At 67.5% G+C, this 23,751-nt stretch carries 24 protein-coding genes; 10 read left to right on the forward strand and 14 right to left on the reverse strand.

Annotated features, from left to right (window positions below; all coding sequences use genetic code 11):
* Positions 1 to 39: 39 nt before the first annotated feature.
* Positions 40 to 1,005 carry a proline/glycine betaine ABC transporter permease gene (locus tag AB3K92_RS09225; RefSeq protein ID WP_059498223.1) on the forward strand — a complete coding sequence of 322 codons (966 nt, stop codon included), beginning with the start codon at positions 40 to 42 and terminating at the stop codon, positions 1,003 to 1,005.
* A 14-nt stretch (positions 1,006 to 1,019) separates the two neighbouring features.
* On the forward strand, positions 1,020 to 1,841 hold the full coding sequence (locus AB3K92_RS09230) for a glycine betaine/L-proline ABC transporter ATP-binding protein (RefSeq protein WP_059621212.1): 822 nt from the start codon (positions 1,020 to 1,022) through the stop codon (positions 1,839 to 1,841).
* 14 nt (positions 1,842 to 1,855) lie between these two features.
* On the opposite strand, the gene AB3K92_RS09235 is transcribed toward AB3K92_RS09230, so the two are convergent.
* Positions 1,856 to 2,887, reverse strand: coding sequence for an NAD(P)H-quinone oxidoreductase (locus tag AB3K92_RS09235; RefSeq protein WP_124475607.1), 1,032 nt, complete (start codon positions 2,885 to 2,887; stop codon positions 1,856 to 1,858).
* A gap of 121 nt (positions 2,888 to 3,008) precedes the next feature.
* On the opposite strand from AB3K92_RS09235, the gene AB3K92_RS09240 reads away from it, so the two are divergent.
* Positions 3,009 to 3,902 carry a LysR family transcriptional regulator gene (locus AB3K92_RS09240; RefSeq protein ID WP_369464879.1) on the forward strand — a complete coding sequence of 298 codons (894 nt, stop codon included), beginning with the start codon at positions 3,009 to 3,011 and terminating at the stop codon, positions 3,900 to 3,902.
* Between the two features lie 154 nt (positions 3,903 to 4,056).
* Positions 4,057 to 4,356: a barstar family protein gene (locus AB3K92_RS09245; protein WP_059652498.1), complete on the forward strand. Its 300-nt coding sequence runs from the start codon at positions 4,057 to 4,059 to the stop codon at positions 4,354 to 4,356.
* Between the two features lie 77 nt (positions 4,357 to 4,433).
* Here AB3K92_RS09245 and AB3K92_RS09250 read toward each other — a convergent pair whose 3' ends face one another.
* From AB3K92_RS09250 to AB3K92_RS09270, 5 genes are all read right to left on the reverse strand, one after another.
* Entirely contained in the window at positions 4,434 to 6,101 is a 1,668-nt protein-coding gene (locus AB3K92_RS09250) for a GMC family oxidoreductase (protein ID WP_059621215.1), read from the reverse strand.
* 15 nt (positions 6,102 to 6,116) lie between these two features.
* Positions 6,117 to 7,334 carry a mandelate racemase/muconate lactonizing enzyme family protein gene (locus AB3K92_RS09255; RefSeq protein WP_369464880.1) on the reverse strand — a complete coding sequence of 406 codons (1,218 nt, stop codon included), beginning with the start codon at positions 7,332 to 7,334 and terminating at the stop codon, positions 6,117 to 6,119.
* Positions 7,331 to 8,686 (reverse strand): MFS transporter, encoded by a 1,356-nt coding sequence (locus AB3K92_RS09260; RefSeq protein WP_369464881.1) that lies wholly within the window; start codon positions 8,684 to 8,686, stop codon positions 7,331 to 7,333. Before AB3K92_RS09260 ends, AB3K92_RS09255 begins: the two co-directional genes overlap by 4 nt.
* A 130-nt stretch (positions 8,687 to 8,816) precedes the next feature.
* Positions 8,817 to 10,241 carry an aldehyde dehydrogenase gene (aldA, locus tag AB3K92_RS09265; protein ID WP_369464882.1) on the reverse strand — a complete coding sequence of 475 codons (1,425 nt, stop codon included), beginning with the start codon at positions 10,239 to 10,241 and terminating at the stop codon, positions 8,817 to 8,819.
* A 360-nt stretch (positions 10,242 to 10,601) separates the two neighbouring features.
* Positions 10,602 to 11,540, reverse strand: coding sequence for a LysR substrate-binding domain-containing protein (locus tag AB3K92_RS09270; protein ID WP_011356424.1), 939 nt, complete (start codon positions 11,538 to 11,540; stop codon positions 10,602 to 10,604).
* A 239-nt stretch (positions 11,541 to 11,779) separates the two neighbouring features.
* Here AB3K92_RS09270 and AB3K92_RS09275 point away from each other — a divergent pair, with 239 nt between their 5' ends.
* Positions 11,780 to 12,655 (forward strand): LysR substrate-binding domain-containing protein, encoded by an 876-nt coding sequence (locus AB3K92_RS09275; RefSeq protein WP_021160522.1) that lies wholly within the window; start codon positions 11,780 to 11,782, stop codon positions 12,653 to 12,655.
* 166 nt (positions 12,656 to 12,821) lie between these two features.
* Here AB3K92_RS09275 and AB3K92_RS09280 read toward each other — a convergent pair whose 3' ends face one another.
* The 3 genes from AB3K92_RS09280 to AB3K92_RS09290 all read right to left on the reverse strand — a co-directional run bounded on the left by AB3K92_RS09280 (position 12,822) and on the right by AB3K92_RS09290 (position 14,723).
* Positions 12,822 to 13,175 (reverse strand): hypothetical protein, encoded by a 354-nt coding sequence (locus tag AB3K92_RS09280; RefSeq protein ID WP_048021516.1) that lies wholly within the window; start codon positions 13,173 to 13,175, stop codon positions 12,822 to 12,824.
* The gene (locus AB3K92_RS09285) at positions 13,172 to 13,897 is read right to left on the reverse strand and encodes a hypothetical protein (RefSeq protein ID WP_048021518.1); all 726 of its coding nucleotides are present in this window, start codon (positions 13,895 to 13,897) and stop codon (positions 13,172 to 13,174) included. Before AB3K92_RS09285 ends, AB3K92_RS09280 begins: the two co-directional genes overlap by 4 nt.
* Before the next feature lie 106 nt (positions 13,898 to 14,003).
* The gene (locus AB3K92_RS09290; protein WP_369464883.1) at positions 14,004 to 14,723 is read right to left on the reverse strand and encodes a hypothetical protein; all 720 of its coding nucleotides are present in this window, start codon (positions 14,721 to 14,723) and stop codon (positions 14,004 to 14,006) included.
* A gap of 222 nt (positions 14,724 to 14,945) precedes the next feature.
* Between AB3K92_RS09290 and AB3K92_RS09295 the strand changes: the two genes are divergently transcribed.
* Positions 14,946 to 15,203, forward strand: a complete 258-nt coding sequence (locus AB3K92_RS09295) for a type II toxin-antitoxin system ParD family antitoxin (protein WP_048021519.1) — start codon at positions 14,946 to 14,948, stop codon at positions 15,201 to 15,203.
* Positions 15,200 to 15,499, forward strand: coding sequence for a type II toxin-antitoxin system RelE/ParE family toxin (locus AB3K92_RS09300; protein WP_048021583.1), 300 nt, complete (start codon positions 15,200 to 15,202; stop codon positions 15,497 to 15,499). The genes AB3K92_RS09295 and AB3K92_RS09300 overlap by 4 nt, the downstream gene beginning before the upstream one ends.
* Positions 15,500 to 15,656: 157 nt before the next feature.
* Here the strand turns inward: AB3K92_RS09300 and AB3K92_RS09305 are convergent, their stop codons facing one another.
* From AB3K92_RS09305 to fae, 4 genes are all read right to left on the reverse strand, one after another.
* Positions 15,657 to 16,991 (reverse strand): MFS transporter, encoded by a 1,335-nt coding sequence (locus tag AB3K92_RS09305; RefSeq protein WP_060049268.1) that lies wholly within the window; start codon positions 16,989 to 16,991, stop codon positions 15,657 to 15,659.
* A gap of 163 nt (positions 16,992 to 17,154) precedes the next feature.
* On the reverse strand, positions 17,155 to 18,606 hold the full coding sequence (locus AB3K92_RS09310; protein WP_369464884.1) for an NAD-dependent succinate-semialdehyde dehydrogenase: 1,452 nt from the start codon (positions 18,604 to 18,606) through the stop codon (positions 17,155 to 17,157).
* 22 nt (positions 18,607 to 18,628) lie between these two features.
* Complete coding sequence (locus AB3K92_RS09315) at positions 18,629 to 19,651, reverse strand: aldo/keto reductase (protein ID WP_021160515.1); 1,023 nt, start codon at positions 19,649 to 19,651, stop codon at positions 18,629 to 18,631.
* A gap of 41 nt (positions 19,652 to 19,692) precedes the next feature.
* Positions 19,693 to 20,217 (reverse strand): formaldehyde-activating enzyme, encoded by a 525-nt coding sequence (fae, locus tag AB3K92_RS09320; protein ID WP_369464885.1) that lies wholly within the window; start codon positions 20,215 to 20,217, stop codon positions 19,693 to 19,695.
* 326 nt (positions 20,218 to 20,543) lie between these two features.
* On the opposite strand from fae, the gene AB3K92_RS09325 reads away from it, so the two are divergent.
* The 3 genes from AB3K92_RS09325 (at position 20,544) to AB3K92_RS09335 (ending at position 22,758) form a co-directional block, all read left to right on the forward strand.
* On the forward strand, positions 20,544 to 21,461 hold the full coding sequence (locus AB3K92_RS09325) for a LysR substrate-binding domain-containing protein (protein WP_027789893.1): 918 nt from the start codon (positions 20,544 to 20,546) through the stop codon (positions 21,459 to 21,461).
* 230 nt (positions 21,462 to 21,691) lie between these two features.
* The gene (locus tag AB3K92_RS09330) at positions 21,692 to 22,042 is read left to right on the forward strand and encodes a hypothetical protein (RefSeq protein ID WP_059858042.1); all 351 of its coding nucleotides are present in this window, start codon (positions 21,692 to 21,694) and stop codon (positions 22,040 to 22,042) included.
* A gap of 155 nt (positions 22,043 to 22,197) precedes the next feature.
* On the forward strand, positions 22,198 to 22,758 hold the full coding sequence (locus AB3K92_RS09335; RefSeq protein ID WP_059553713.1) for a hypothetical protein: 561 nt from the start codon (positions 22,198 to 22,200) through the stop codon (positions 22,756 to 22,758).
* Here the strand turns inward: AB3K92_RS09335 and AB3K92_RS09340 are convergent, their stop codons facing one another.
* Complete coding sequence (locus AB3K92_RS09340) at positions 22,759 to 23,634, reverse strand: LysR family transcriptional regulator (RefSeq protein WP_021160509.1); 876 nt, start codon at positions 23,632 to 23,634, stop codon at positions 22,759 to 22,761.
* Between the last annotated feature and the right edge of the window lie 117 nt (positions 23,635 to 23,751).

A 23,751-nucleotide genomic window follows, 5' to 3' on the forward strand; every position in this document is an offset into this window, starting at 1 on the left:
CCGCCGTCACGCGCCTTCGCGGCGCGACGGAGAATCAACATGAACGGCTTCTTTCTGCACCTGTCGATCGCCGACTGGGTGAACAGCGCGCTCGAGACTTTCGTCGCGCAATACGGCGACAGCTTCCATCACTTCAGCGTGCTCGTGTTGCGCTACCTGCTCGTGCCGCTCGAAGGCGCGTTGCGCGTGGCGCCGCCGTGGCTCGTGCTGCTGGTCGTCGGCGCGATCGCGTGGAATGCGACGCGCCGCATCGGCCTCGGCGCGCTTTTCATGCTGCTGCTCTACGCGATCGGCTGCTTCGGCCTGTGGGACAAGCTGATGCAGACACTCGCGCTGATGCTCGTCGCGACGGTGCTGTCGGTCGCGATCGGCGTGCCGGCCGGCATCCTCGCGTCGCGCAGCGCGTGGCTGCGGCGGATGCTGCTGCCCGTGCTCGACGTGATGCAGACGCTGCCGAGCTTCGTGTACCTGATCCCGGTGCTGATGCTGTTCGGGCTCGGCAAGGTGCCCGCGATTCTCGCGACGATCATCTATGCGCTGCCGCCGCTGATCCGCCTGACCGATCTCGGCATCCGCCAGGTCGATCCGGACGTGACGGAGGCCGCGCGTGCGTTCGGCACGACGCGCTGGCAGCTGCTCGTCAACGTGCAGCTGCCGCTCGCGCGGCCGAGCATCATGGCCGGCATCAACCAGACGACGATGATGGCGCTGTCGATGGTCGTGATCGCGTCGATGATCGGCTCGCGCGGGCTCGGCGAGGACGTGCTCGCGGGCATCCAGACGCTCGACGTCGGCAAGGGCACGCAGGCCGGCCTCGCGATCGTGATCCTCGCGATCGTGATCGACCGGATCAGCCAGGGCTTCGGCCAGGAGCGTCGCGCGCGCCGCCGGCTCGCGCAGCAGCGCCGGCAGAAAGGCGCGTCGCGCGTGCCGTACCGGCTGCCGCGCAAGGCGCAGCCGGCGGCCGTCGATTCGAATCAGGCGACGCAATCGTCGCGCGCATAGGAACGGAGGCAGACATGGCGACCATCGACGTCAAACACGTGTACAAGCTGTTCGGGCCGCAGGCCGCGCATGCGCGCGTGCTCGACCTGCTGCGCTCGGGCAGGCGCAAGGCCGAGGTGCTGGCCGAAACGGGCTGCAACGTCGGGCTCAACGACGTGAGCCTCGGCATCGAGTCGGGCGAGATCTTCGTGATCATGGGGCTGTCGGGTTCCGGGAAATCGACGCTCGTGCGGCACTTCAACCGGCTGATCGAGCCGACGGCCGGCGAGATCGTGATCGACGGCAGCGACGTGATCAAGCTCGACGCGCACGGGCTGCGCGAGCTGCGCCGCTACAAGGTCAGCATGGTGTTCCAGAACTTCGGGCTGCTGCCGCACCAGACCGTGCTCGACAATGCCGCGTATGCGCTGCGCACGCGCGGCGAGAAGCGGCAGGACGCGGCCGACGCCGCGCGCAACTGGCTGACGAAGGTCGGGCTCGACGGTTATGGCGATCATTACCCGGACGAGCTGTCGGGCGGGATGCGGCAGCGTGTCGGGCTGGCACGCGCGCTGGCGGCCGATACCGATGTGCTGCTGATGGACGAGGCGTTCTCCGCGCTCGATCCGCTGATCCGCACCGAGATGCAGGATCAGCTTCTCGAATTGCAGGCGACGCTCGCGAAGACGATCGTGTTCATCACGCACGATCTCGACGAGGCGCTGCGCATCGGCGACCGGATCGCGATCCTGCGTGACGGCACGCTCGTGCAGGTCGGCACGCCGGACGACATCCTGTCGCGTCCGGCGGACGATTACGTGAAGCGGTTCGTCGAGAAGCGCACGAGCGTGAACTGACGCGTCGTGCCCGGTCAGGCCGCGCGGTGCGCGGCCGTCGTCAGCACGATCTTGCCGACGTGCTCGCCCGAGTCGATCAGCACGTGCGCGCCGCGCGCGTCGTCGAGCGCGAAGGTGCGGAACACCTGCGGCTTGACCGTGCCCGCCGCGACGTGCGGCCACAGGTGCCGTTCGAGTTCGGCGATGAGTGCGCCTTTCTCCTCCGGCGTGCGCGAGCGCAGCGTCGAGCCGATGTGCGTGAGGCGCTTGGTCATCATCGGCCACACGTCGAGTTCCTTCGCCGGCCCGGCGAGCGCGCTGACCTGCAGGATCCGCCCGTTCATCGCCGCGGCCCGGTAATTGCGCGCGACGTAGTCGCCCGCGATGATGTCGAGGATCACGTCCACGCCCTTGCCGGCGGTGATCCTGTCGACTTCGGCCACGAAATCTTCTTCCCGGTAATGCACCGCGTGATCCGCGCCGAGGCGCAGGCTCGCGGCGCGATGTGCTTCCGAGCCGACCGTCGTGATGACGGTCGACGCGCCCATCGCCTTCGCGATCATCGTCGCGGTGGTGCCGATGCCCGACGCGCCGCCGTGGATCAGCACCGACTCGCCTGCCTGCAGCCGCCCGCGCTGGACCAGGTTCAGCCAGACAGTCAGGAACGTTTCCGGCATCGCCGCGGCTTCGATCATGTCGAGGCCGGGCGGCAGCTTCATCGTCGTGAGGTGATGGGCGACCGCGTATTCCGCATAACCGCCGCCCGTCACCAGCGCGCTGACCCGGTCGCCCGGCGCGAAGTCGCGCACGGCTTCGCCGGTCGCGACCACTTCGCCCGCGATTTCCAGGCCCGGGATGTCGGATGCGCCGGGCGGCGGGTTGTAGAGCCCCTTGCGTTGCAGCACGTCCGGGCCGTTCACGCCGGCGGCGTGAACCCGGATCAGCACTTCGTCGGCTTTCGGCCGCGGCACCGGGCGACGTGCGGTCGCGAGGACTTCGGGGCCGCCGGGGCGGGTGATTTCGACTGCCGCCATGTCGGCGGGAACGGGGGAGAGCGTATCGGACATGTTTGCCTCGGAAAGACAGATGAGTGATCGGTGAAAAAAGTATAGGCTTGGGCCTTGATGAATTCGCGCAGCGATTTTCACGACCACAGATGCAAATTTGCATCACACCGGGAGAGGGCGCTTGAACTGGGACGATGCACGGATTTTTCTCGCGATCCACCGTGAACGCAGCCTACGCGGCGCTGCGCGGGCGGTCGGGCTCGACCAGGCGACGGTCGGCAGGCGGCTCGCGGCGCTCGAGCGCGCGCTCGGGGCGACGCTGTTCCTGCGCACGTCGGCCGGGTACGTGCCGACCGCGGTGGGCGAGGTGGCGCTGCGCAACGTGGAGAAGATGGAACAGTCGGCGATCGATCTGGTGCGGCAGACGCAGGGCGTCGACCGGCGCCTCGCCGGCGACGTGCGCGTGACGACGACCGATACGATCGGGCTCGAATTCGTGATGCGCGCGATGCGCAACCTGCACGACGAGCATCCGGACGTGCGCGTGCTGCTCAACACGTCGACGCAGGTGGAGAACCTGGCCAAGCGCGAGGCGGACATCGCGATCCGCACGATCAAGCCCGACAATCCCGATCTGCTCATGCGCCGGCTCGCCGCATGGCCGACGGCGCTGTACGCGTCGGAGGAATACCTGGAGCGGCATGGCGAGCCGGTGCCCGGCACCGGCTTCGAAGGGCATGACCTCGTGTGCTTCCTGCCGCACCTGAATGCGCGCAGCCCGCTGACGGTGGTCGGCGAGCCGGTGCGCGCGGGGCGGATCGTGTCGGCGCTGAATTCGAATCTCATGCTGCGCGCGGCCGCGCGCGCCGGGCTCGGGCTCGCCGAACTCCCGGTGCCGATCGCGGAGCGCGACGGGCTGGTGCGCGTGTGGCCGGCACGCACGTCGTCGCGGCCCTATGAAGTCTGGATGGTCACGCACAAGGATCTGCGGCATACCGCGCGGATGAGCGCGATGATCGATCACATCGTGCGGGTGTTCGACGAGGTGGAGGCGCGGGGCAGAGCGGGGGACTGAATGTGACTCGAAGGACGGGAGGCGGCACGCTGCGATGTGCCGGCGATCCGCGGGATCGGCCCGGGCGGGTGTGACCGGTTCGATGCGGGCGAGCGGCCTTGGGGGCGTGAATGACGAACGGCGGCGGTGATTCTACGGTGAACGAGAGGGCTCGATGAACCGATTCAGTGTGGACGGAAAAGCGCTTGGCGACTGGGCGAAGTTTCACGACTACTTCGCGGGCGAATTCGGATTTCCGGGTTACTACGGCCGGAACATGGATGCATGGAATGATTGCATGAGCGACTATTGCTACGAGCACGGCATCGTGTCGCTGCGGATCGACGATGCGGGAGCGTTGAAGGAGCGCAATCCGGAGATTTTCGCCGCACTCGTCGAGTGCAGCGCGTTCATCAATTGGCGAGCAACGAAGGAAGGGGGGGACCCGTTGATCGTGTTGTCCTATTGGGTATAGTCAGCGGCGCTGACGTTGCATCGAGTGGCGTCGTGAAGCCGATTGCCGGGACGGCAATCGGCGAACACGCAGCCGCCTCAATGCGTGACCGTTTCCCGTTCGCTTGCGCTCACGGCAGACGCTTCGCCGTGCCCCGCATCCGCCAGGATCAGATCCGCGCCTTTCTCCGCGACCATCATCGTCGGCGCGTTGATGTTGCCCGACGTGATGTTCGGGAACACCGACGCATCGACGATCCGCAGCGCCTGCAGCCCGTGCACGCGCAACGAAGCATCGACCACCGACGTCGCCGCGTCCGGCCCCATCGCGCATGAGCCGCACAGATGGTAGATCGAACCCGACTGCTCGCGGAAATACTGCAGCATCGCCTCGTCGGAATCGACCTGCGGCCCCGGCGAGATTTCCTCGACGGTCATCGACTTCAGCGCCGGCGCGCGCATCAGCGCACGGATCACCTTGCTGCCCTGCACGGCTTCGTCGAGATCCTTCCGCGTGGTGAGCGCGTTGACGTGGATCTTAGCGGCATCTTCCGCGCGGTTCGATGCGATCTCGATCGTGCCGCGGCTCGTCGGCCGGCACGGGTTGAACGCGATCAGGAATCCGGAGTAAGGCTCGGGCTTGATGCTCGCGCGGTCGCTCTTCGGAATCCGGTACGACAGCGGGTTGAAGTAGAGCTGGAGGTTCGGTTCCTGCGCATCGTCCGTGCCGCGGAAGAAGCCGCCGGCCTGGTTCACGCTCATCGCGAGCGGCCCGCGCTTCGTCAGCAGGTAGCGCAGCCCGATCTTCATCTTGCCGAGCAGCGTGCCCATCTCGTCGTTCAGCGTCGGCCGGTTCGCCTTGAAGTAGAAGCTCACGCACAGGTGGTCCTGCAAGTTGCGGCCGACGGCCGGCAGCGCATGCACGAGCGGCACGCGCCGGCGCGCGAGCAGCGCCGGATCGCCGACGCCCGACAGCTGCAGCAGCTTCGGCGTATCGACCGCGCCGGCCGCGAGGATCACCTCGCGCGCGGCGACGAATGTTTCGTCGCCATGCGCGCCCGCGACGACCACGCCGGTGGCGCGCGTGCCGTCGAAGGTCACGCGCCGCACGAGCGCACCCGGGCGCAGCGTGAGGTTCGCGCGGCCCAGCGCGGGACGCAGGTACGCGAAGCTGCTGGAGCAGCGTTCGCCGTTCTTCGTGTTCAGGTCGTAGATGCCCGCGCCTTCGAACTGCGCGCCGTTGAAGTCGTCGGTGCGCGGCAGGTTCAGTTCGCCGCAGCCCTTCAGGAATTCGTGGACGATGGGATGCACGTCGGCCTTCATCGACGTGATGTGAATCGGCCCCGTCGCGCCGTGATGCTGCGGATCGGTCGCGCCGGCCGCGTGGGTTTCGAGCTTGCGGAAGTAGGGCAGCACGTCGTCGTACGCCCAGCCCGGATTGCCGGCGGCCGCCCAGTCGTCGTAGTCGCTGCGCTGGCCGCGCACATAGACCATCGCATTGATCGAGCCCGACCCGCCGACCACCTTGCCGCGCGGGCAGTACAGCTTGCGATCGGCGAGCTGCGCCTCGGGCTCGCTGTAGTACATCCAGTTGTAGCGGCGGTTGTAGTAGGTCTTCGTGAAGCCGACCGGCACCTTGAACCAGAACGACGCGTCGCGTTCGCCCGCCTCGAGCAGCAGCACCGAGTGCCGGCCCGATTCGCTCAGGCGGTTCGCGAGGATGCAGCCGGCCGAGCCCGCGCCGACGATGATGTAGTCGTAGCTCATGTCTGTCCTTTGCGCTCAGCCCTTCGCGGGGGAGAGATCCTTCACGTCGACGGGGTGTTCGCCCATCTGCAGGTGCAGCCGTTCGCCCGTGTACGGCGTGTGGCGCCGCACGACGTCCATGTCGAGCTCGATGCCGAGGCCCGGCTCGTTCGACGGGATGATGTAGCCGTCCTCCCAGCGGATCGGCGTCTTCACGACTTCGGCATGGAAACCGCCCCACGTCATGATGCTTTCCTGGATCAGGAAGTTCGGCGTGCAGGTCGCGAGCTGGATGCTCGCGGCGGCGCCCACCGGCCCGTTGTACAGGTGCGGTGCGATCTGCGCGTAGTGCACTTCGGCGAGCGTCGCGATCTTCTTCGCTTCGAGCAGGCCGCCCACGCGCGCGACGTTCAGCTGCAGGATCGACGCGCCGCCCGCCTGCAGCAGCTTGTGGAACTCGTACTTGGTGGTCAGGCGCTCGCCGGTCGCGATCGGGATCGACGTGTGCTTCGCGACCTGCGCGATCGCTTCTTCCTGGCCGGGGGGAACCGGCTCCTCGAACCACAGCGGGTCGTACTTCTCGAGCCGCTTCGCGAGCCGGATCGCCGACGACGGCACCATCTGCCCGTGCGTGCCGAACAACAGGTCGGCCTTGCTGCCGACGGCTTCTCGCACCTTGCGGCAGAACGTCTCGCAGCGGTCGAGCACGTCCAGCGACAGCTGGTGGCCCGAGTAGGCCGTGTACGGGCCGGCCGGGTCGAACTTCACGGCGGTGAAGCCGAGCTTCACGTTCTCGGCCGCGCATTCGGCCGCGAGATCGGGATCGTCGTAGTCGTATTCGCCTTTCGCGTTCTTCGGGTACAGGTACGTGTACGAGCGCAGCCGCTCGTGGATCTTCCCGCCGAGCAGTTCGTACACGGGCTTGCCGGCGGCCTTGCCGATGATGTCCCAGCACGCCATTTCGAGGCCGCTGACGACGCCCATCATCGTGAGGTCCGGTCGCTGCGTGAAGCCGCTCGAATAGGCCTGGCGGAACAGCCGTTCGACGTGATGCGGGTCGCGGTTCAGCAGGTGGCGTTCGAACACGTCGTCGATGATCGGGGCCATCGCCTTCGGGCCGAACGTCGCCGAATAGATCTCGCCGACGCCTTCGATGCCGTCGTCGGTCTTCAGCTTCACGAAGATCCAGTACATCCCGCCGACATGCGGCGGCGGCACGGCGACGATATGGGTTTCGAGCGAAACGATCTTCATGCGGACTCCTGGATTCGGTGAATGCGGGTGAGACGGTATTTGAGGAAGGCGGCCGCGCCCGCGCCGCAGAGCGCGATGGCCGCGATATAGCCGAAATAGAGCTGGTAGCCGTGCGCGCCCGGGAAGGTCTGCGTCACGTAGCCGTTGATCAGCGGCACGAACACGTCGGGCGAATAGCCGAGCACCGAGATCAGGCCGATCGCGAGGCCCGCGCAATGCGCCGGCACCTTGCAGTCGTCGAGCAGCGACCAGTACAGGCCGCGGATCGCATAGGTGAGGATGCCGATGAACAGCACGAGCACGACGAGCATCGCCTGCGGGCTGTGCGCGGGCGCGGCGATCAGGCCGACGAGCGACAGCGCGGCGAGCAGCAGCGCCCAGAACAGCACCGACACCTTCGATACGCGGTCGCCGAGGAAGCCGCCGCCGATGCCGCCGATCGGGCGCATCCACAGCTTGAGCGTCGTGATGAAGCCGGCCGCCGTTGCGCTGAGCCCGAAATTGCCTTCGTGCAGATAGGCCGAGAAGCTGTAGGTCGCCCAGAACACCTGGTAGCCGCAGAACACGATCGCGGCGACGAGCCACAGCTCGGGGATCGCCGCGAGCGTCTTCAGGTCGGTCAGCACGTTGCCCTGCCGGTCGTTGCCGGTGCGGCGCTTCGCGGCGGCCGCACGGCCGCTCGTGCCCGCCGGATCCTTCACCAGCGCGAGCAGCACGCCGAGCGCGATGCAGAAGAACGCGTACAGGTGCACGACGAGCCTGAAGCCGGCCGCGTCGGTGCCGCCGTGCGTTTGCGTCACGTAGGCGAACAGCGTGATCGCGATCGTCGCGAGCAGCGCCTCGACGAGCCCGCGGCCGCCGTCGAGCAGCCCGAAGAAGCGGCCCTGTTCGTCGGGGCCCGCGATCATGTTCACGCGTTTGATCACGGCCGCCCAGAACGTGAGGCCGGTGGTCAGCCCCCAGCCGCCGAAGATCAGCACGAGCGTGTTGAACGACGGCCCGGTCGCGTAGACGAGCCCGAGCGCGCCCGTCGCGAGCAGCGAGAAGCAGATCAGCCAGCGCGGCGACAGCCGGTCGGCGAGCCAGCCGCTCGGCAGGTAGCTGACGAGGAAGATCGTGCCGAGCGACGAGTACAGGTAGCCGAGCTGCACGTCGTCGATATGGAAGAACTGCAGCATCGTCGGCTGGTACACCTGCCGCAGATACAGCATCGGATAGATCGCGCCCGCGGCAATCACGAGCAGCAGCAGTTGCAGGTAGCGTTGCGCGCGGGAATGCTGCGACGCGTGAGCGGCGAGCGCTTCGTCTTGCAACGCGAGCGACGCCGCGGGCGTCGACGGTTGGGTCGGCATGATGTCTTCCTCCATCAGGCGTCCTTGAGGCGGACGCCTGCAGTTTTTTTATGGTCTGGTCGGGTCAGGGCCGGCGCGCGGCGTCGTGCCCTGGTATGCGCGCCGGAAACGGTGCGTGGGTATCGCGGTGTCAGTACTTCATGACGACGAGGCGCGTCTGCGTGAATTCGAGCATTCCGTGCTTGCCGTCGTCGCCGCCGAGGCCCGAACGTTTCCAGCCGGCGTGGAAGCCCTGGTACGGATCGGCCGGCGTGCGGTTCACGTACAGCTCGCCGGCTTCGATCGCGTTCGCGACGGTCATCGCGGTGCGGTAGTGCTCGGTGTAGAGCACCGACGACAGGCCGAACTGGTGGTCGTTCGCCTGCGCGATCGCTTCGTCGATCGTCGCGTAGCGCAGCACCGGCATGATCGGGCCGAAGGTCTCCTCTCGCACGATCTCCATGTCCTGCCGCACGCCGGTGAGCAGCGTGGCCGGGTAGAAGAAGCCGGGGCCGTCGGGGATCGCGCCGCCGGTTTCGAGCGTCGCGCCTGCCGCGATCGCGCGTTCGACCATCGCGTGGATGTGCGCGCGCGCCGATGCGCTGACGAGCGGGCCCATCCGCGTGGCGTCCTCCGCCCGGTCGCCGATGCGTACGGCCGCCATCTTCTCCTTCAGCAGTGCGACGAAACGGTCGTGCACGCTGTTGTGCACGTACACGCGCTCGATCGCCGTGCAGAGCTGGCCGCAATGAGTCGTCTTCGACGCGACGAGTGCAGCGGCCGCGCGTTCGAGATCGGCGTCGGGCTCGATGATCGCGGGCGTCTTGCCGCCGAGTTCGAGCGACGGCTTCGCGATGTTCGCCTTGCAGTAATCGAGCACCTTGCGGCCGGCGTTCACGCTGCCGGTCAGCGTGATCATCCCGACTGCCGGGTGCGTGCACAGCGCTTCGGCCGTCGCGTGATCCATCGTCAGGATGTTGACGACGCCCGGCGGGAAGCCCGCCTCGTCGACGGCCTTCGCGATCTCGAACGCCGACACCGGCGTGTGGTTGCTCGGCCGCACGACCACGGTGTTGCCGGCGATCAGCGCGGGCGCGACCTTGCGCAGCAGCGTGTAGACGGGATAGTTGAACGGGATCAGGCACGCGACGACGCCGATCGGCTCGCGCTGCAGGAACAGGTTCTCGTCGGGCGTGTCGCTCGGGATGATCTCGCCCTCGATCCGGCGTGCCCACTCGGCGTGATAGCGCGTGATCTGGCCCGCGTAGACGGCTTCGTTCGACGCGTCCTCGACGCTCTTGCCGGATTCCTGCGCGAGTGCCGCGCCGATCTCGGGTGCACGCGCGGTCAGCGCGTCGGCGAAGCGGTGCAGGTACGCGGCGCGCTCGGCGCTCGGCAGCTTGCGCCACGCCTTCTGCGCGGCGGCTGCGGCGTCGACGGCGGCGAGTGCGTCGGCCGGCGTCGCGGCCGGCACGCGCGCGAACGGCGCCTCGGTGGCGGGATTGTGGACGACGATGAACGCGTCGCTTTCCGGGGCGACGAAACGGCCGTTCACGTAATTGCGTTCGGTGCGCATGAAGTGACTCCTCCGATGAATGCAGGCGGATCGCTTCGGGTGGCGACACGCGCGGCACGGGACAGAGGCCATTCTCTTCATGCGTTTAGCGCACGACAAACGACTTATTTTCGTGCCGGGCATGAGAAAAACGCACGTTACTCGGCGAATCGGCCGGAGTCGGCCGTCCGGCAAGGCTGCTGCGGTGGTGGCGGGATGGAGCGCGGGCGGCGGCCCTGTCGTATTTTCGACCGGTCAGCGTGCGGATCGGTGCGGGAGCCGGTAAGGTGTCGCCCGCGGTTGGCGGTTGGCGGTTGGCGGTTGGCGGCCGGCGGTCAGCGGCCAGCGGCCAGCGGTCGGCGGCGGGAGGCGGATCGCGAGTCAGGCCAGCGGCACTTGCGGAAGCGGCGACGACGGTTCGAGGTGGCGCTTCGCGAGCCACACTTCCTGCTGCAGCCAGTCGCGGAACTGGACGATGTGCGGCAGGTTCGTCTGTTCGGGCCGCGTGACGAACCAGTACGACTGATGGCCGTCGACGTGCACGTTGAGCACCTGCATCAGCTGCCCGGTCGCCAGTTCGCGCGCGACCATGTGGCGATCGGCGATCGTGATCCCGAGGCCGTCAATCGCCGCGCGGATCGCGTGGTCGAGCAGGTCGAATTCGTAGCCGCCGCGCGTGTCGACGTCGGCGATGCCGGCGGCCTTCAGCCAGTGCTGCCAGGTCAGGTAGCGCTGGTCGTCGGTGGCGAGCACGTGCAGCAGCGTGAAGCGGTTCAGGTCGATCGGCGCGCCGTCCTGTCGCAGCCGCGCATACAGCGCGGGCGCGCAGACGGCGATATGCTGCTCCTGCATCAGCAGTGCGTTGTCGAAGCCGTCCCATTCGCCGTCGCCGAACCGGATTGCGCAGTCGAGCACGCGCGATTCGCCGAGACTGTCGTGAATGCGGGTCGTGAGGCTCAGCTCGAATTCGGGATGCGCGTCGCGCAGCCGGCCGAGCCGCGGCATCAGCCAGCGCGCGGCGAAGGTGGGCGGCACGTTCGCACGCAGGCGGTTCAGGTGGGTTTTTTCCTGCAGGCTGCGTACGGTCAGCTCGATCTTGTCGAACGATTGCTGCAGTGCGCGCAGCAGCACGCGGCCGGCCGCCGTCAGTTCGAGCTGGTGATGACGCCGCTCGAGCAGGGTTTCGCCGAGCTGGCCCTCGAGCTGGCGAACCTGGCGGCTCACCGCGCTCTGCGTTACGTTGAGCAGTTCGGCCGCGCGCGTGAAGCTGCCGGTGCGGCCGGCCATCTCGAAGGCTTTCAGCGCGTTCAGCGCCGGCATCTTGCGTCTCACGGGGCGGTGTCGTGTTTGGTGCGGGATGCTTATTGTAGGCGGGCGGCGCGGGCGCGGGGACGATGAATGGAGGCGAACGAGGGGGCGGGCCCTCGGGGGTTTTACGGCGCGGCGGCTGGCGCGCACGGTTGTGATCGGGCGGCACGCGGGATGGACGGCGGTGACGGCCGGCAACGGCACGAACGACACTAAAGATACGAACGATACGAACGAAGGGGACACATATCATGCGACGCCTGCCATCGTTGATCGCGCTGCGATTTTTCGAGGAGACCGCGCGTCACCTGAGCTTCAACCGTGCGGCGGTTTCGCTGTGCGTGACCCAGGGGGCGGTGAGCCGGCAGATCCGGCTGCTCGAGGAAGCGCTCGGCGCGCGGCTGTTCGAGCGCGATCACAAGGGCGTGCGCCTGACCGAGGCCGGCCAGCGCTTGCTGCCGTTCATCGGGCAGGCGTTCGACACGATCGAGCGCGGCGTCGACGAAGTCGCCGCCACGCGTCCGGGTGCGAAGCGGCGCCTGACGGTGTCGCTGCCGCCGACGTTCGCGACGCAGTGGTTCTCGCCGCGGCTCGGCACGCTCGCGGAGACGCTGCCCGACGTCGAGCTGTCGATCCGCACCGAGCCGGCCGACGATTGCCATTGCCACATCCGCTTCGGGCGCACGGCGCGCGCCGGGATGCAGTCGGAACTGCTGATGATGGAGCGGCATGCGCTCGTCGGTGCGCCGCGTTATCGCGGCGATGCGCTCGACGTGCTGCTCGGCCGGCTGCCGTCGCTGCATGTGCTGCACGAAGGCAAGCGCCTGACGCTGTGGGCCGACTGGTGCGAGCAGGCGGGCGTGCCGGTGGCGCGGATCGGCGACGGCATCGAGTTTTCCACGCTCGAACAGGCGATCCGCGCGGCGCGCAAGGGGGCGGGGCTCGCGGTGGTCGACCTGAACATGATCGAGGAGGAGATCGCCGAAGGCAGCCTCGTGCGGCTGTCGCCGGTGCAGCCGATCGGGCCGTTCGGCTATTGGCTCGATGTCGAGCCGGAGAGTGTCGCGGTCGAGCACGTGCTTGCGTTTGCCGCGTGGTTGCGGGAGCAGGTGGGGCGGAAGGGGTAGGGGGCGACCGTGGGACGCGGCTGATCGGAATGCGGGAAAAATCGGATCGGTCTGCACCGGTCGCACACGGCTTCCAACTTTGGCGTCCGTTAAAGATCGTTACCAACGCGAGACCTGTACGCTCGATGTCGAGCCGGGCCAGACGGCTTCTTCCCGTCGTTGCCGGCTACGCGTCAGGGTCGTGTCCGAAGTGCATGAGTGTCTCCCGGCGGCCGCTGGCTTCGATTTCGGCGATCGATTCGACCGGCAACTGGCACTTGGAGAGATCGATACGCCCGACGTTGAAGACGGCGCGTCGAGGCGGGGATGCCGGCATGTCGGCCGGCCGTGTGTCGTGCCCGATGGCGGACTGGCGCATGACGCGCGCCAGGCTTCGATGGAGTTCGTTTGCGACGAGCGTATCGAGGAGTTGCCTCGCTTCGGAGACGAGAGCAACGCGATGCCGGTTCGCCGGCCGGCCCCGCTTTGCCGTGGCGCGCGCGATCCGGAATCCGGCAATCGGCGTGTGCTTTGCGTTCATTCGTAAATCCCCTTTTCGATCAGGTATCTTTGCAGCGCCTTCACCGATGTGCCGTGCGGTGCGACGTCGAATGACATCCAGCGATGTGATCCCGCCACACGCCAGAAATCTCGCCCGAATCGTGTGGCATAGAGCGCACGCAGCGACCGGAGCGATCCGTCGGCAAGACCGGCCGGGCGCCCCTGGAAATACTGGAACAACGCCGCTTCATCGCTGCACTTGTCGGGAATGGGCGCGTCGAAACCGAACCGAGGCCATGCGTAGTATCCGAGTAGCCGGCGCCCGCCCGGTTTGGGCGCGGCCTTCCGGCCCCCCGCTGCGAATGCAATGATTCGGCTGATGCCCAACGTATCAGATGCCCTGACGATGCGCCACAGCATCGCCGCGCCGAGTCCCGCGATTGCGTTGTCGACGAGATCGATCGTCTTGAGTTCAAGTAGGGACGTGTCCGATTCTCGACGCACCGATACGCGGTTTTCGGATCGGATCCAGATGGTGTTCGTGACCGAGAGCGTCAACCAGCCTCTGCTGTCGAGATAGGCTTGAATCTCCGATCCGGTGGGCGCTCCGCACAACGAAACCAGCAACGCGTCGGGAACGTGACCGTCCACCCCCAGCAACGCGGAAATATCCAGGCCGTTTCGTTCGACCGCGAGCCGATCGTCGAAGTACGTCGTCTCGTACGGCAGGACATGGCTGAGGTCGGCAAGGCGGGCGGGCATGGTTGCGGTCGCAAAGCGGAAAACCCCAGCATAGCGCCGCGAATCCGCCGTGCAGAGTCCGCCGAACGGCCAACCGCGAGGCGGAACGCCTGCCGTCCCGCCCGCCTTACGACCAGTCGAACGTCAGCAGCGCCACGCGGCTGACCGGTTCGTAAAACAGGAGAATCCAGTCGGCGCCCGCCGCGCGATATTCCCATCCGGTCACGCCGGCGACGAAGCGAAAGCGCGCACCGTCGGGGCCGATCGGCCGGATGTCGTCTGGATCGCTGTCGTCGACCGGGAAATCCGACGTGCCCGACCAGTTGCCCCAGCCGACCGATCCGCCAAGCTGGTCGACGAGATTGCACGGTTTTTCACGGCTGAAATCGCGCTCGTCCGGCGCGTACCGGTTCGACGAGTAGAGCACGCCGTATTCGGCGAACCGCTTGCGCGCAGCTTCGATGCTGGCCTGTTGCTCGGCGTAATGCGCCTCCAGTTCCTTGCGATAGGTTGCGTCGCGCGGGGCGGGCGGGTTTTCCAGATAGAAGTAGCGCGCGTCGCCGAGCAGCGTGTAGCGGTTGTTATCGTCGAGCCGGAACCCGATCCAGTTCGCGCGAAGATAGTCGTTGTGGTACGCGGCCGTGTCCTGCCCGACGAGCCCGTCATAAGGTTCGACCGGGCTGAGCAGGTGGATCCAGCCCTGCCACGACGGATCGACCGTCGCCAGGTCGATCGACACGAGCGGATGCAGATGGCGCGCGAGTGCGGCATCGGGCTCGGCAAAGACGTCGGTGTCCGGCGGGTAGACCTTCAGGCCGGGTTGTGGCGTGACGATGTCTTCAATCATGATCGGTGTCCGCATGGTGGGCGTTCGGCAAGGCTACACGAGTGAAGGCGAAACCCGGATGAATGCCGGCGCCGCCGCAGCCTGCCTGAATCCCGTTCCGTCCATTCACCCGATCGGCCGTGAAAGTGTTCGTGCCGGTCCGTCCGGAGCGTGTCTTCTTGATAATAGTTGATAACCGGGGTACGCTCGGCGGATCGAATTCAATCCGGTCGGGAGGTCGACATGATCAGTGCGGAACTGGGCCAGCAACTGGAGGCTTATGTCGCGAAGCTGGTCGAATCGGGGCGCTACGGATCCAAGAGCGAAGTGCTGCGCGAAGGCGTGCGCCTGATCCAGGATCGCGAGGCGCAACTGAATGCGCTGGACGCGGTGATCGCGCGCAGCCTGGCCGATGCGGAAGCAGGACGCGGCGCCGAGGCGGCGGAAGTCTTCGATCGTCTCGAGGCGAAGTATCGGGCGCAGGCGGATCGGCAGGCCTGATCGTGCGCCTGTCCGATTTTGCGATTGACGAACTCGAAGCGGTCGCCGATTACATCGCACGCGACAACCCGCAACGCGCCGTGACGTTCGTGCAGGAGATTCGCGACAAGTGTTTGGGGCTGGCCGCGATGCCGCTGGCGTTTCCGCTGGTGCCGCGCTTCGAGCGTCACGGCGTGCGGCACCGCGTGCACGGCAACTACCAGATCTTCTATCGGGTCGTCGGTGATCCGCCGGCGCGGATCGACATTCTTCACATCCTGCACGGCGCGCGGGACTACGCGTCGATTCTGTTCTGAACGAACGCGCGCATCGCATCGCGCCCGGAATGCGCGAACCCGGCCACGGCCGGGTTCGTTCGAATCGCGATGGGCACCGCCGGCGCGCATCGGCGGCGAGTCGAAGCGAAAGCCTCGAGCGTGACGAAGCAGGCGGCCACGCCGCCCGCCTGCCGCGTCAATGCCCCGACGCCTCCTCCAGCGTCAGATGCTTCGTCTCCGGCGCCCACGCGATCGACACGATCATCCCCACCAGCAGCACGCCCGCGAGCGCGAACATCGTCGCGTGAAAGCCGAGCGTCGCGATGCCGGCCGGCAGCAGGAACGTGCCGATCGCCGAACCGAGCCGGCTGCACGCGATCGCGAGACCCACGCCGCTCGCGCGGACTTCGGTCGGGAAGCACTCGGGCGGGAACACGCCGACGAGGTTGCTGAACGCCGACATCGTCAGCGTGAAGATCGCGAACGCGACGATCATCGCGACGGCCGCCGCCGACGGCAGCACCGCGAGCGCGACGAGCGACGCGCACGTCACGGCGAACGAACCGATCAGGAAACCGCGTCGCGACAGCCGGATCGTCAGCCAGATGCCGATCAGCGCGCCCAGCACGAGGAACGCGTTCAGCAGCAGGTCCGCACCGAAACCCTCGGCGAGGCCGATCGTCTTCAGGATCGTCGGCAGGAACGTGTAGATCGCGAAATACGGAATCACGAGGCACACGAAGAACGCGCAGTTGAAAAGCGTGCGGCGGATCAGGTCACGCTGGAACAGCCGCGCGAAGCCGGCATTCGCATGCGGTTCGGCCGAGCCGTCGAGCATCACGTGCGGCCCGAAATGCTTCGCGACGATCGCGCGTGCTTCCTGCACGCGGCCCTGGCCGAGCAGCCAGCGCGGCGATTCGGGTGTACCGATCCGCAGGACCAGCACGATCAGCGCAGGCAAGGCAGCCGATGCGAGCAGCCAGCGCCATGCGTCGGGCGTGGCGTCGCCGTACGCAAGGCCGAGCACATTCGCGGCGACATAGCCGATCGTCCAGATCACGCTGAACGAGCCGAGCAGCGCGCCGCGATGCTTGCGCGGCGAGAATTCGGCGAGGATCGCGTGGCCGACGGTGAAGTCGCCGCCCATCCCGAAGCCGATCAGCACGCGCAGTACGCACAGTTCGAGCGGCGACGTGACGAAGAACTGCGCGAACGCGGCCGCCGTGATGATCACGAAGCTCGTCAGGAAGATCTTCTGCCGGCCCATCCGGTCGGACAGCCAGCCGAACACGAGGCTGCCGAAGAAGATACCGATCAGCGCCGAGCTGCCGATCATCCCCATCCAGAACGCGTCGATCGGCATCTGCCTGCCGAGCGCGGCGAGCGCGTAGCCGATCGTGCCGAGCGTGTAGCCTTCGGTGAAATGCGCGCCGAACGTCAGGCCGGCGATCTTCACGTGGAAACGGTTGAGCGGCACGTCGTCGAGCGCGACGGGGCGGTGCGGCGCATCGGCGCCACGCGACAGCGGCAACGCGCGCGCGGTGCCGGATTGAACGTTGGCTTGGGTCAAGCTGCCTCCTGGATTGTTATCTGGCGCGCGGCGGCGCGCGCAGGCGGCGCGGCGCTGCGCCGCGAGCGCTGAGCAAGGCGCCGCGCGGCCGCCGCGCGCGGCGCGGGTCGACCGCGGGGAGCGGTCAGCGGCCGAGGCCGGCCATCAGCGTGTACTTGAGTTCCACGTATTCGTCGAGGCCGTACTTCGAGCCTTCGCGGCCGAGCCCCGATTGCTTGACGCCGCCGAACGGCGCGACTTCGGTCGAGATGATCCCGTCGTTGACGCCGACCATTCCGCTTTCCAGTGCACCCGACACGCGCCACGCGCGGCCGAGATCGCGCGTATAGAAGTACGCGGACAGCCCGAACGGCGTATCGTTGGCCGCGGCGACGGCCTCTTCCTCGGTCGTGAAGCGGAAGCAGCCGGCGACGGGGCCGAAGGTTTCCTCTTCGGCGATCAGCATGTCGGCCGTCATGCCGGTCAGCACGGTCGGCTCGTAGAACGTGCCGCCGAGCACGTGACGCTTGCCGCCGGTGAGCGTGTGTGCACCCTTCGCGACCGCATCGGCCACGTGCCGCTCGACCTTGCCGAGCGCCGCCTCGTTGATCAGCGGCCCCTGGTCGACCTCACCCGCGAGCGCGTTGCCGACGCGCAGCGTGCGCACGGCGTCCGCGAGCTTGCGCGTGAATGCGTCGTACACGCCGTCCTGCACGAGAAAGCGGTTCACGCACACGCAGGTCTGGCCCGTGTTGCGGAACTTCGACGCGATCGCGCCCGCGACCGCCGCATCGAGATCGGCATCGTCGAACACGATGAACGGCGCGTTGCCGCCGAGTTCGAGCGACAGCTTCTTCAGCGTGTCGGCCGACTGCTTCGCGAGCAGCTTGCCGACCCGCGTCGAGCCCGTGAACGACAGCTTGCGCACGACGGGCGAACTCGTCAGCGTCTCGCCGATCGCGACCGCGTCGCCCGACACGACATTGAACACGCCGGCCGGCACGCCCGCGCGCTCGGCGAGCACCGCGAGCGCGAACGCCGACAGCGGCGTTTCCTCCGACGGCTTCAGCACCATCGTGCAGCCGGCCGCGAGCGCGGGGCCGGCCTTGCGCGTGATCATCGCGAGCGGGAAATTCCACGGCGTGATCGCCGCGACGACGCCGACCGGCTCGCGCGTGACGACGATCTGCGCATCCGGCTTCGGGCTCGGGATCACGTCGCCGTACATGCGCTTCGCTTCTTCCGCGAACCATTCGAGAAAGCTCGCCGCGTACGCGACTTCGCCGCGCGCTTCCGCGAGCGGCTTGCCTTGCTCGCGCGTCAGCAGCTCGGCGAGCGCGTCGCGATGTTCGAGCATCAGCTCGCCCCAGCGCTTCACGCGTGCGCCGCGTTCCTTCGCGGTCAGTGCGCGCCACGCGGGGAGCGCGTGCGCGGCTGCGTCGATGGCGCGCTGCGTTTCGTCGGCGCCGCCTTTCGCGACTTTCGCGATCGTCTCGCCGGTCGCGGGGTTCAGCACCGGATAAGTTGCATCGCTCGCGCCATGCGGTTCGTGCCATTCACCGCCGATGTAATGGCCGGTCCTCAGAAATTCGTTCATCGTGTGTCGTTCCTTCAGGGCCTCAGTCCGTCGCGAAACTGCCTTGCGCCGGACGCGACGCGCGCGCGATGCGCTTGCCGGCCGTGTAGTCGTTGATCAGGTCGCACGGCGTGTAGTTGCGCTCCAGTTCGTGCAATTCCTCTTCGGTGAGCTGCGTCTCGAGCGCGCCGAGCGCACTGTCGAACTGCGCGACGGAATCCGCGCCGACCAGCATGCTCGCGACGCCGGGGCGGCTCAGCACCCACGCCTGCGCGATCTGCGCGGGCGGCACGCCGCGGCGCTTCGCGACCTTCGCGACCGATTCCGCGATCGCGAGCGATGACGCATCGCCGTACATCTGCGCGGTGAAGAAGTCGGTCTGGTTGCGCGTCGATTGCGGCTCGCAGGTCAGCAGGCCGCGCGCGAGCGGGCTGAACACCGACACGCCGACGCCCTGGTCGATGCAGTACGGCACCATCTCGCGTTCCTCCTCGCGATACGCGAGGTTCAGCTGCAGCTGCATGTTGATCGGCTTGTCCCAGCCGTGTCGTTCGCAGGCCTGCATGATTTTCGCGAACTGCCACGTGTACATCGTCGATACGCCGATATAACGCGCCTTGCCCGCGCGCACGATGTCGTGCAGCGCGCTCATCGTTTCCTCGACGGGCGTGTTCACGTCGAAGAAGTGCAGCATGAAGATGTCGACGTAATCCATCCCGAGCCGCTTCAGCGAAGCGTCGATGCCGTCGAGCACGTGCTTGCGCGAATGGCCGCCCGCGTTCGGGTAGCTGCCCATGTCGTAGCCGACCTTGGTCGTCACGACGAGCTCCTCGCGGCGCGCGTTGCGTTTCAGGATGCGGCCGACCACTTCCTCGCCGACACCCGTCGAATAGAAATCGGCGAGATCGATGAAGTTGACGCCGGCGTCGAGCGCGCGGCGCACGATCGGCTCGCTCTGCGCTTCGTCGAAGATCCAGGGTTTCCAGTCGGGGGTGCCCATGTTCATCGTGCCGAGACACAGGCGGGACACCTTCAGGCCGGACTGGCCGAGGCGGACGTATTCCATGCTTCCTCCAGGTGCGGCCTTGTGTCGGCCGCTTGTCGTCTTCAGTTTTTCTTCGGGGCGTAGAACGGGTTCGACACGTCGCGCGCGGCGGCGAATACCGCGTCGCGATGCGGCAGCCCTTCCATCGCGGCGACGATCGCGGTGCGGCACGCGCGATAGTTGTTCTCGAACACGGCATCGAGATCGTCGGTCTGCGGGTTCACCCAGTTCGCCGACACGACGACCCAGTCGTTCTCCGCTTCGGGCGGCAGCGTGCCGTTCTCGAGCGCTTCGGCGACGGCCTTCGCGATGCCGGCCTGCGACGCGCCCCACGTGGCGTTGCCGTGGAAATCGCCGGCGATCTGCGCTTTGTTGACGTACAGCGTGAGCGGCTTGGTCGGCACGCCCGGCTGCGCGATCACGACGAACGGCGCATGGCCGGCCGACGGCGTCGCGAGGGCCGTGGCGAACGCCTGGCCCGCGGGGCCGTTGCGCGGGCCGACCAGCACGTTGATGTGCGCGAGGTTGACGCCGGGGCCTTCGAAGCCTTCGCCGATATAAAGCTGCCTGGGTTGGGATGCGGTCATTGCGATGTCTCGTCGATGAGGTTGGGTGTGAGGCGATTGTGGTGGGCCGCGACGCGGTCGGTGAATCGATGTTTCCTGATCGGGCTATGAGTTTTCGTCGTCTCCGGGAAAGCCCTTGGCCCGTCACGCGGACGCCCGCCGGGCGGGCCTCGGCCGGTGTCGTGACGGCGGGCGGGGCGGGATCGGCGGGTGGGCATTCGCGTACCGGCTCCGGGTTTGTCATACCCGGGCAGGGGTTGGAGGGCCGGGCGCATCCGGACAACAATCGGCGTACTCCGAGCCCTATCTTTCGTCTTCCCTTCTTTTTTCGAAAGCGAGTAATTCCGATGGCTGCCATTCAAAGGCCCGATTGGTCGAAGCTCAGTTCGCTCGATCCGGAACTGATCCGGGCATTCGTCGCCGTGGTCGAGAGCGGCGGTTTCACCGCGGCGGCCCGGCAACTGCATCGCACGCAGTCGACGATCAGCCTGCGCATCCGCACGCTCGAGGAGCGGCTCGACACGCATCTGTTCATGCGCAACAGCCGACGGCTCGAACTGTCACGCGACGGCGAGAATTTCCTGATCCATGCGCGCCGCATCATCCAGGTGCAGAACGACGCGATCCTCGCGCTGAAGCAGGCGAGCAGCGATCGCGGCGTCGTGCGCTTCGGGCTGCCGGAGGACTACGCGGAGCTGTGGCTGCCCGACCTGCTGAAGTCGTTTTATGCGATGCGGCCGGGCGCGCGCTTTCACGTGCATTGCCGCACGTCGCTCGAACTGCTCGAACGGCTGCAGGCCGGCGAGCTCGACGTCGCGCTCGTCGTGCGGCACGGGCCGAACGCGGGCGGGCGGCTGCTCGGCCGGCACGATGTCGTGTGGGCCGCGCACCGCGATTTCGTGCTCGGCCCGCAGGCGTCGGTGCCGCTCGCGCTGTTTCCGGAGACGTGCTGCTACCGGCAGCGCGGGCTGCAGGCGCTCGCGACGGCCGGGCGGCCGTATCACGTCGTCTATACGAGCCAGAGCCCGACCGGCATCAAGATCGCGGTGAACCACGGCGCGGCCGTGACGATGATCGACCGCTGCACGCTGCCCGAGAACTGGCGCGTGCTCGACGAGACGGACGGGCTGCCGCTGCTGCCGGCGGCCGATCTCGAACTGCATCGCTCGCCGGGCATCTGCGATCCGCTGACCGACGATCTGGTGTCGCTGATCGAATCGATGGTCGACGAGCGGCGGCGTGCGTCGCTCGAAGCGTTCGCGTAGCGCGGCGGCCGACGCACGGCGTGATGGCGCGAATCGTGGCGGGTGGCGTGCGGTCGCGGCGCGCGCATCGCGACCGCACGGCAGGCGGCCAGCCGCTGGCCACTGGTCATTGACGTGTTGTGTCCCCGTGCCGTTTTTTGCACGGACGGCCCGTTTTTTTGCACGACGTTTATGCGGTCTCTTCTAAGCTGGGGACGTGTCGAACAGCCGAGACGGCTTCCGTCCGCTCCATGACCTTCATTCATCCCGTTCCCGCCTTCGATGTCGCCGGCCGCCAGTTGCGCGCCGGCGCACCCGACAACGTCATTCCGTTCCCGCCGCCGCGCCCGCGCCTGCACTTGCCCGTCACGCTGACGGCCGACTCCGGAGAACACGCGCACGCGCGGCTCGCGGCGCTGCTGCATTCCCCGCTCGGCGTGTACGTCGTCGGCGCGCGTGCCGTGCGCGACGTGGTGCACGTGCACTTCGACATCGCGCCGGAAGACCTGGATTTCACGCTGCACATGCTGATCGAGCAGCAGGCCGATGCGGTGATCGGGCCGGTCGCGCGCCGGTTGCGCGTGGGGCCGAAGGCACGGTGAAGCCGGGAACGGCTGTTGCTCGTGGATGGTGGTTCGTTCCTTGGTGGCTTGTCCGATCCGCCGCCCGGTCGCCGGTCGCCGTGCCGTCCGCCGTCAGGCGGCGGACAGGCGCGCGATGCTGCGTGCGCGGTGCCGATCATGCATGCGGAGGAGTCATGGATCTATTGGAAGCAGTCCCTGTCGTGCGGCCGGCGAGCGTCCGGTTACGGACGGCGTCGCTGCCGTCGGGCCAGCAACTCGAGCGTCAGCTCGTGACGACGGTGCGCGTGGCCGAAATGCTGTTGCATCAGGCGATCGTCGTGCCCGACCGGCATCAGTGGTCGGTGGACACCGAGCGGGTCGACGCGGCCGGCGGGCCGCTTGCAGCCTGGGAGCGCTTCGTGACCTGGCGGATCGGCAAGGTGTTCGCAGCGACGGTCAGCCCGGCCGCGCGCGTCAACGATCGCGACCAGGTCGCGGTCGAGATCCGGCTCTGTCTGCCCGAACAGGACTACGTGGCCGGGCGGCGCGTGAGCACCTTCGGCCGCCGCCACGGCAACCGCTTCGGCGCGACGCTGTCGGTCACGTCGGGCGCGCAGTGGGGCTGGCAACGGGCGGAGCACGTCGCGCCGGAACACACGCAGGTATGCGGCGATACGCTGGAGGCGCTCGTCGATCGGGTGGCCGCGAACGTCAACGCGGCACTGGGCGCGGCCGGTTTCGGCGCGATGCGCTGATCACGCGTCGCCGGTCTGCCCGGTCTGACGCTGCAGGTCTTCCATCAACTGCTCCGCGAGAAAGTCGCACGGCGGCCGCTTCGATTTCGTGCTGCGCGCGAGGATCAGTTCGAGCGGCGGCAGGTCGGGCAGCCCGTGCGCGCGGCCGAGCATCGACAGTTGCGCGGGAATCGCGCAGCGCGCGAGCGGCGCGACCGCGAGGCCGGCCTCGACCATGCTGAGCAGCCCGAGCAGGCTCGGGCTTTCATAGGAGGTGCGGTACGGCACCTTCGCGCGTTCGAGGCTGCGGATCGCGTTCTCGCGCGCGACGCTGCCCGGCATGAACACGGCGATCGGCAGCGGCCGCTCTTCCCACACGCGCGGCCCGTTCGTCATCGCGGCCCACGCCATCGGCTCGTGGCGGATGAAGTCGCCGGACAGCCCCTTGATGCGCGTGCCGCAGACGAGATCGACGGTGCCTTCCTTGATCAGCGGCGCGAGCGCGCTGCTCGGCAGCCCCATCACCTGGATCTCGACCTTCGGGTAGGTCGCCGAGAACTTCTTCAGCACCGACGGCAGCAGCGAAGACGCATAGTCGTCCGGCACGCCGATCACGACCTTGCCGGTCACTTCCGGCCGCACCACGGCCGCCCACGCCTCGTCGCGCAGCGCCAGCATTCGTCTGGCGAATCCCAGCAGCACCTCGCCTTCACGCGTCAGCACGATGCTGCGCGGCTTGCGCACGAACAGCGGCCGCCCGATCGCGTCTTCCAGGCTCTTGATCTGCATGCTCACGGCCGACTGCGAACGGTTCACGGCCTCGGCCGCGCGGGTCATGTTGCCGGTCTCCGCGACGGCGACGACGGTAGCCAGCACGTCGTGATCGAGCATCTTCATGGGTATCAGGAAAACTGAACGTAACGATCAACATTATGCGTTTTTATTGTTGCTGTGTGTCTGCCATAGTGCGATCACGCTGACGTTTCGCCCGAGGGCGGCGCGGCGTTCGGGCCG

Source organism: Burkholderia sp. Bmkn7 (assembly GCF_041103175.1).
In the GTDB taxonomy this organism is placed as follows: domain Bacteria; phylum Pseudomonadota; class Gammaproteobacteria; order Burkholderiales; family Burkholderiaceae; genus Burkholderia; species Burkholderia cepacia.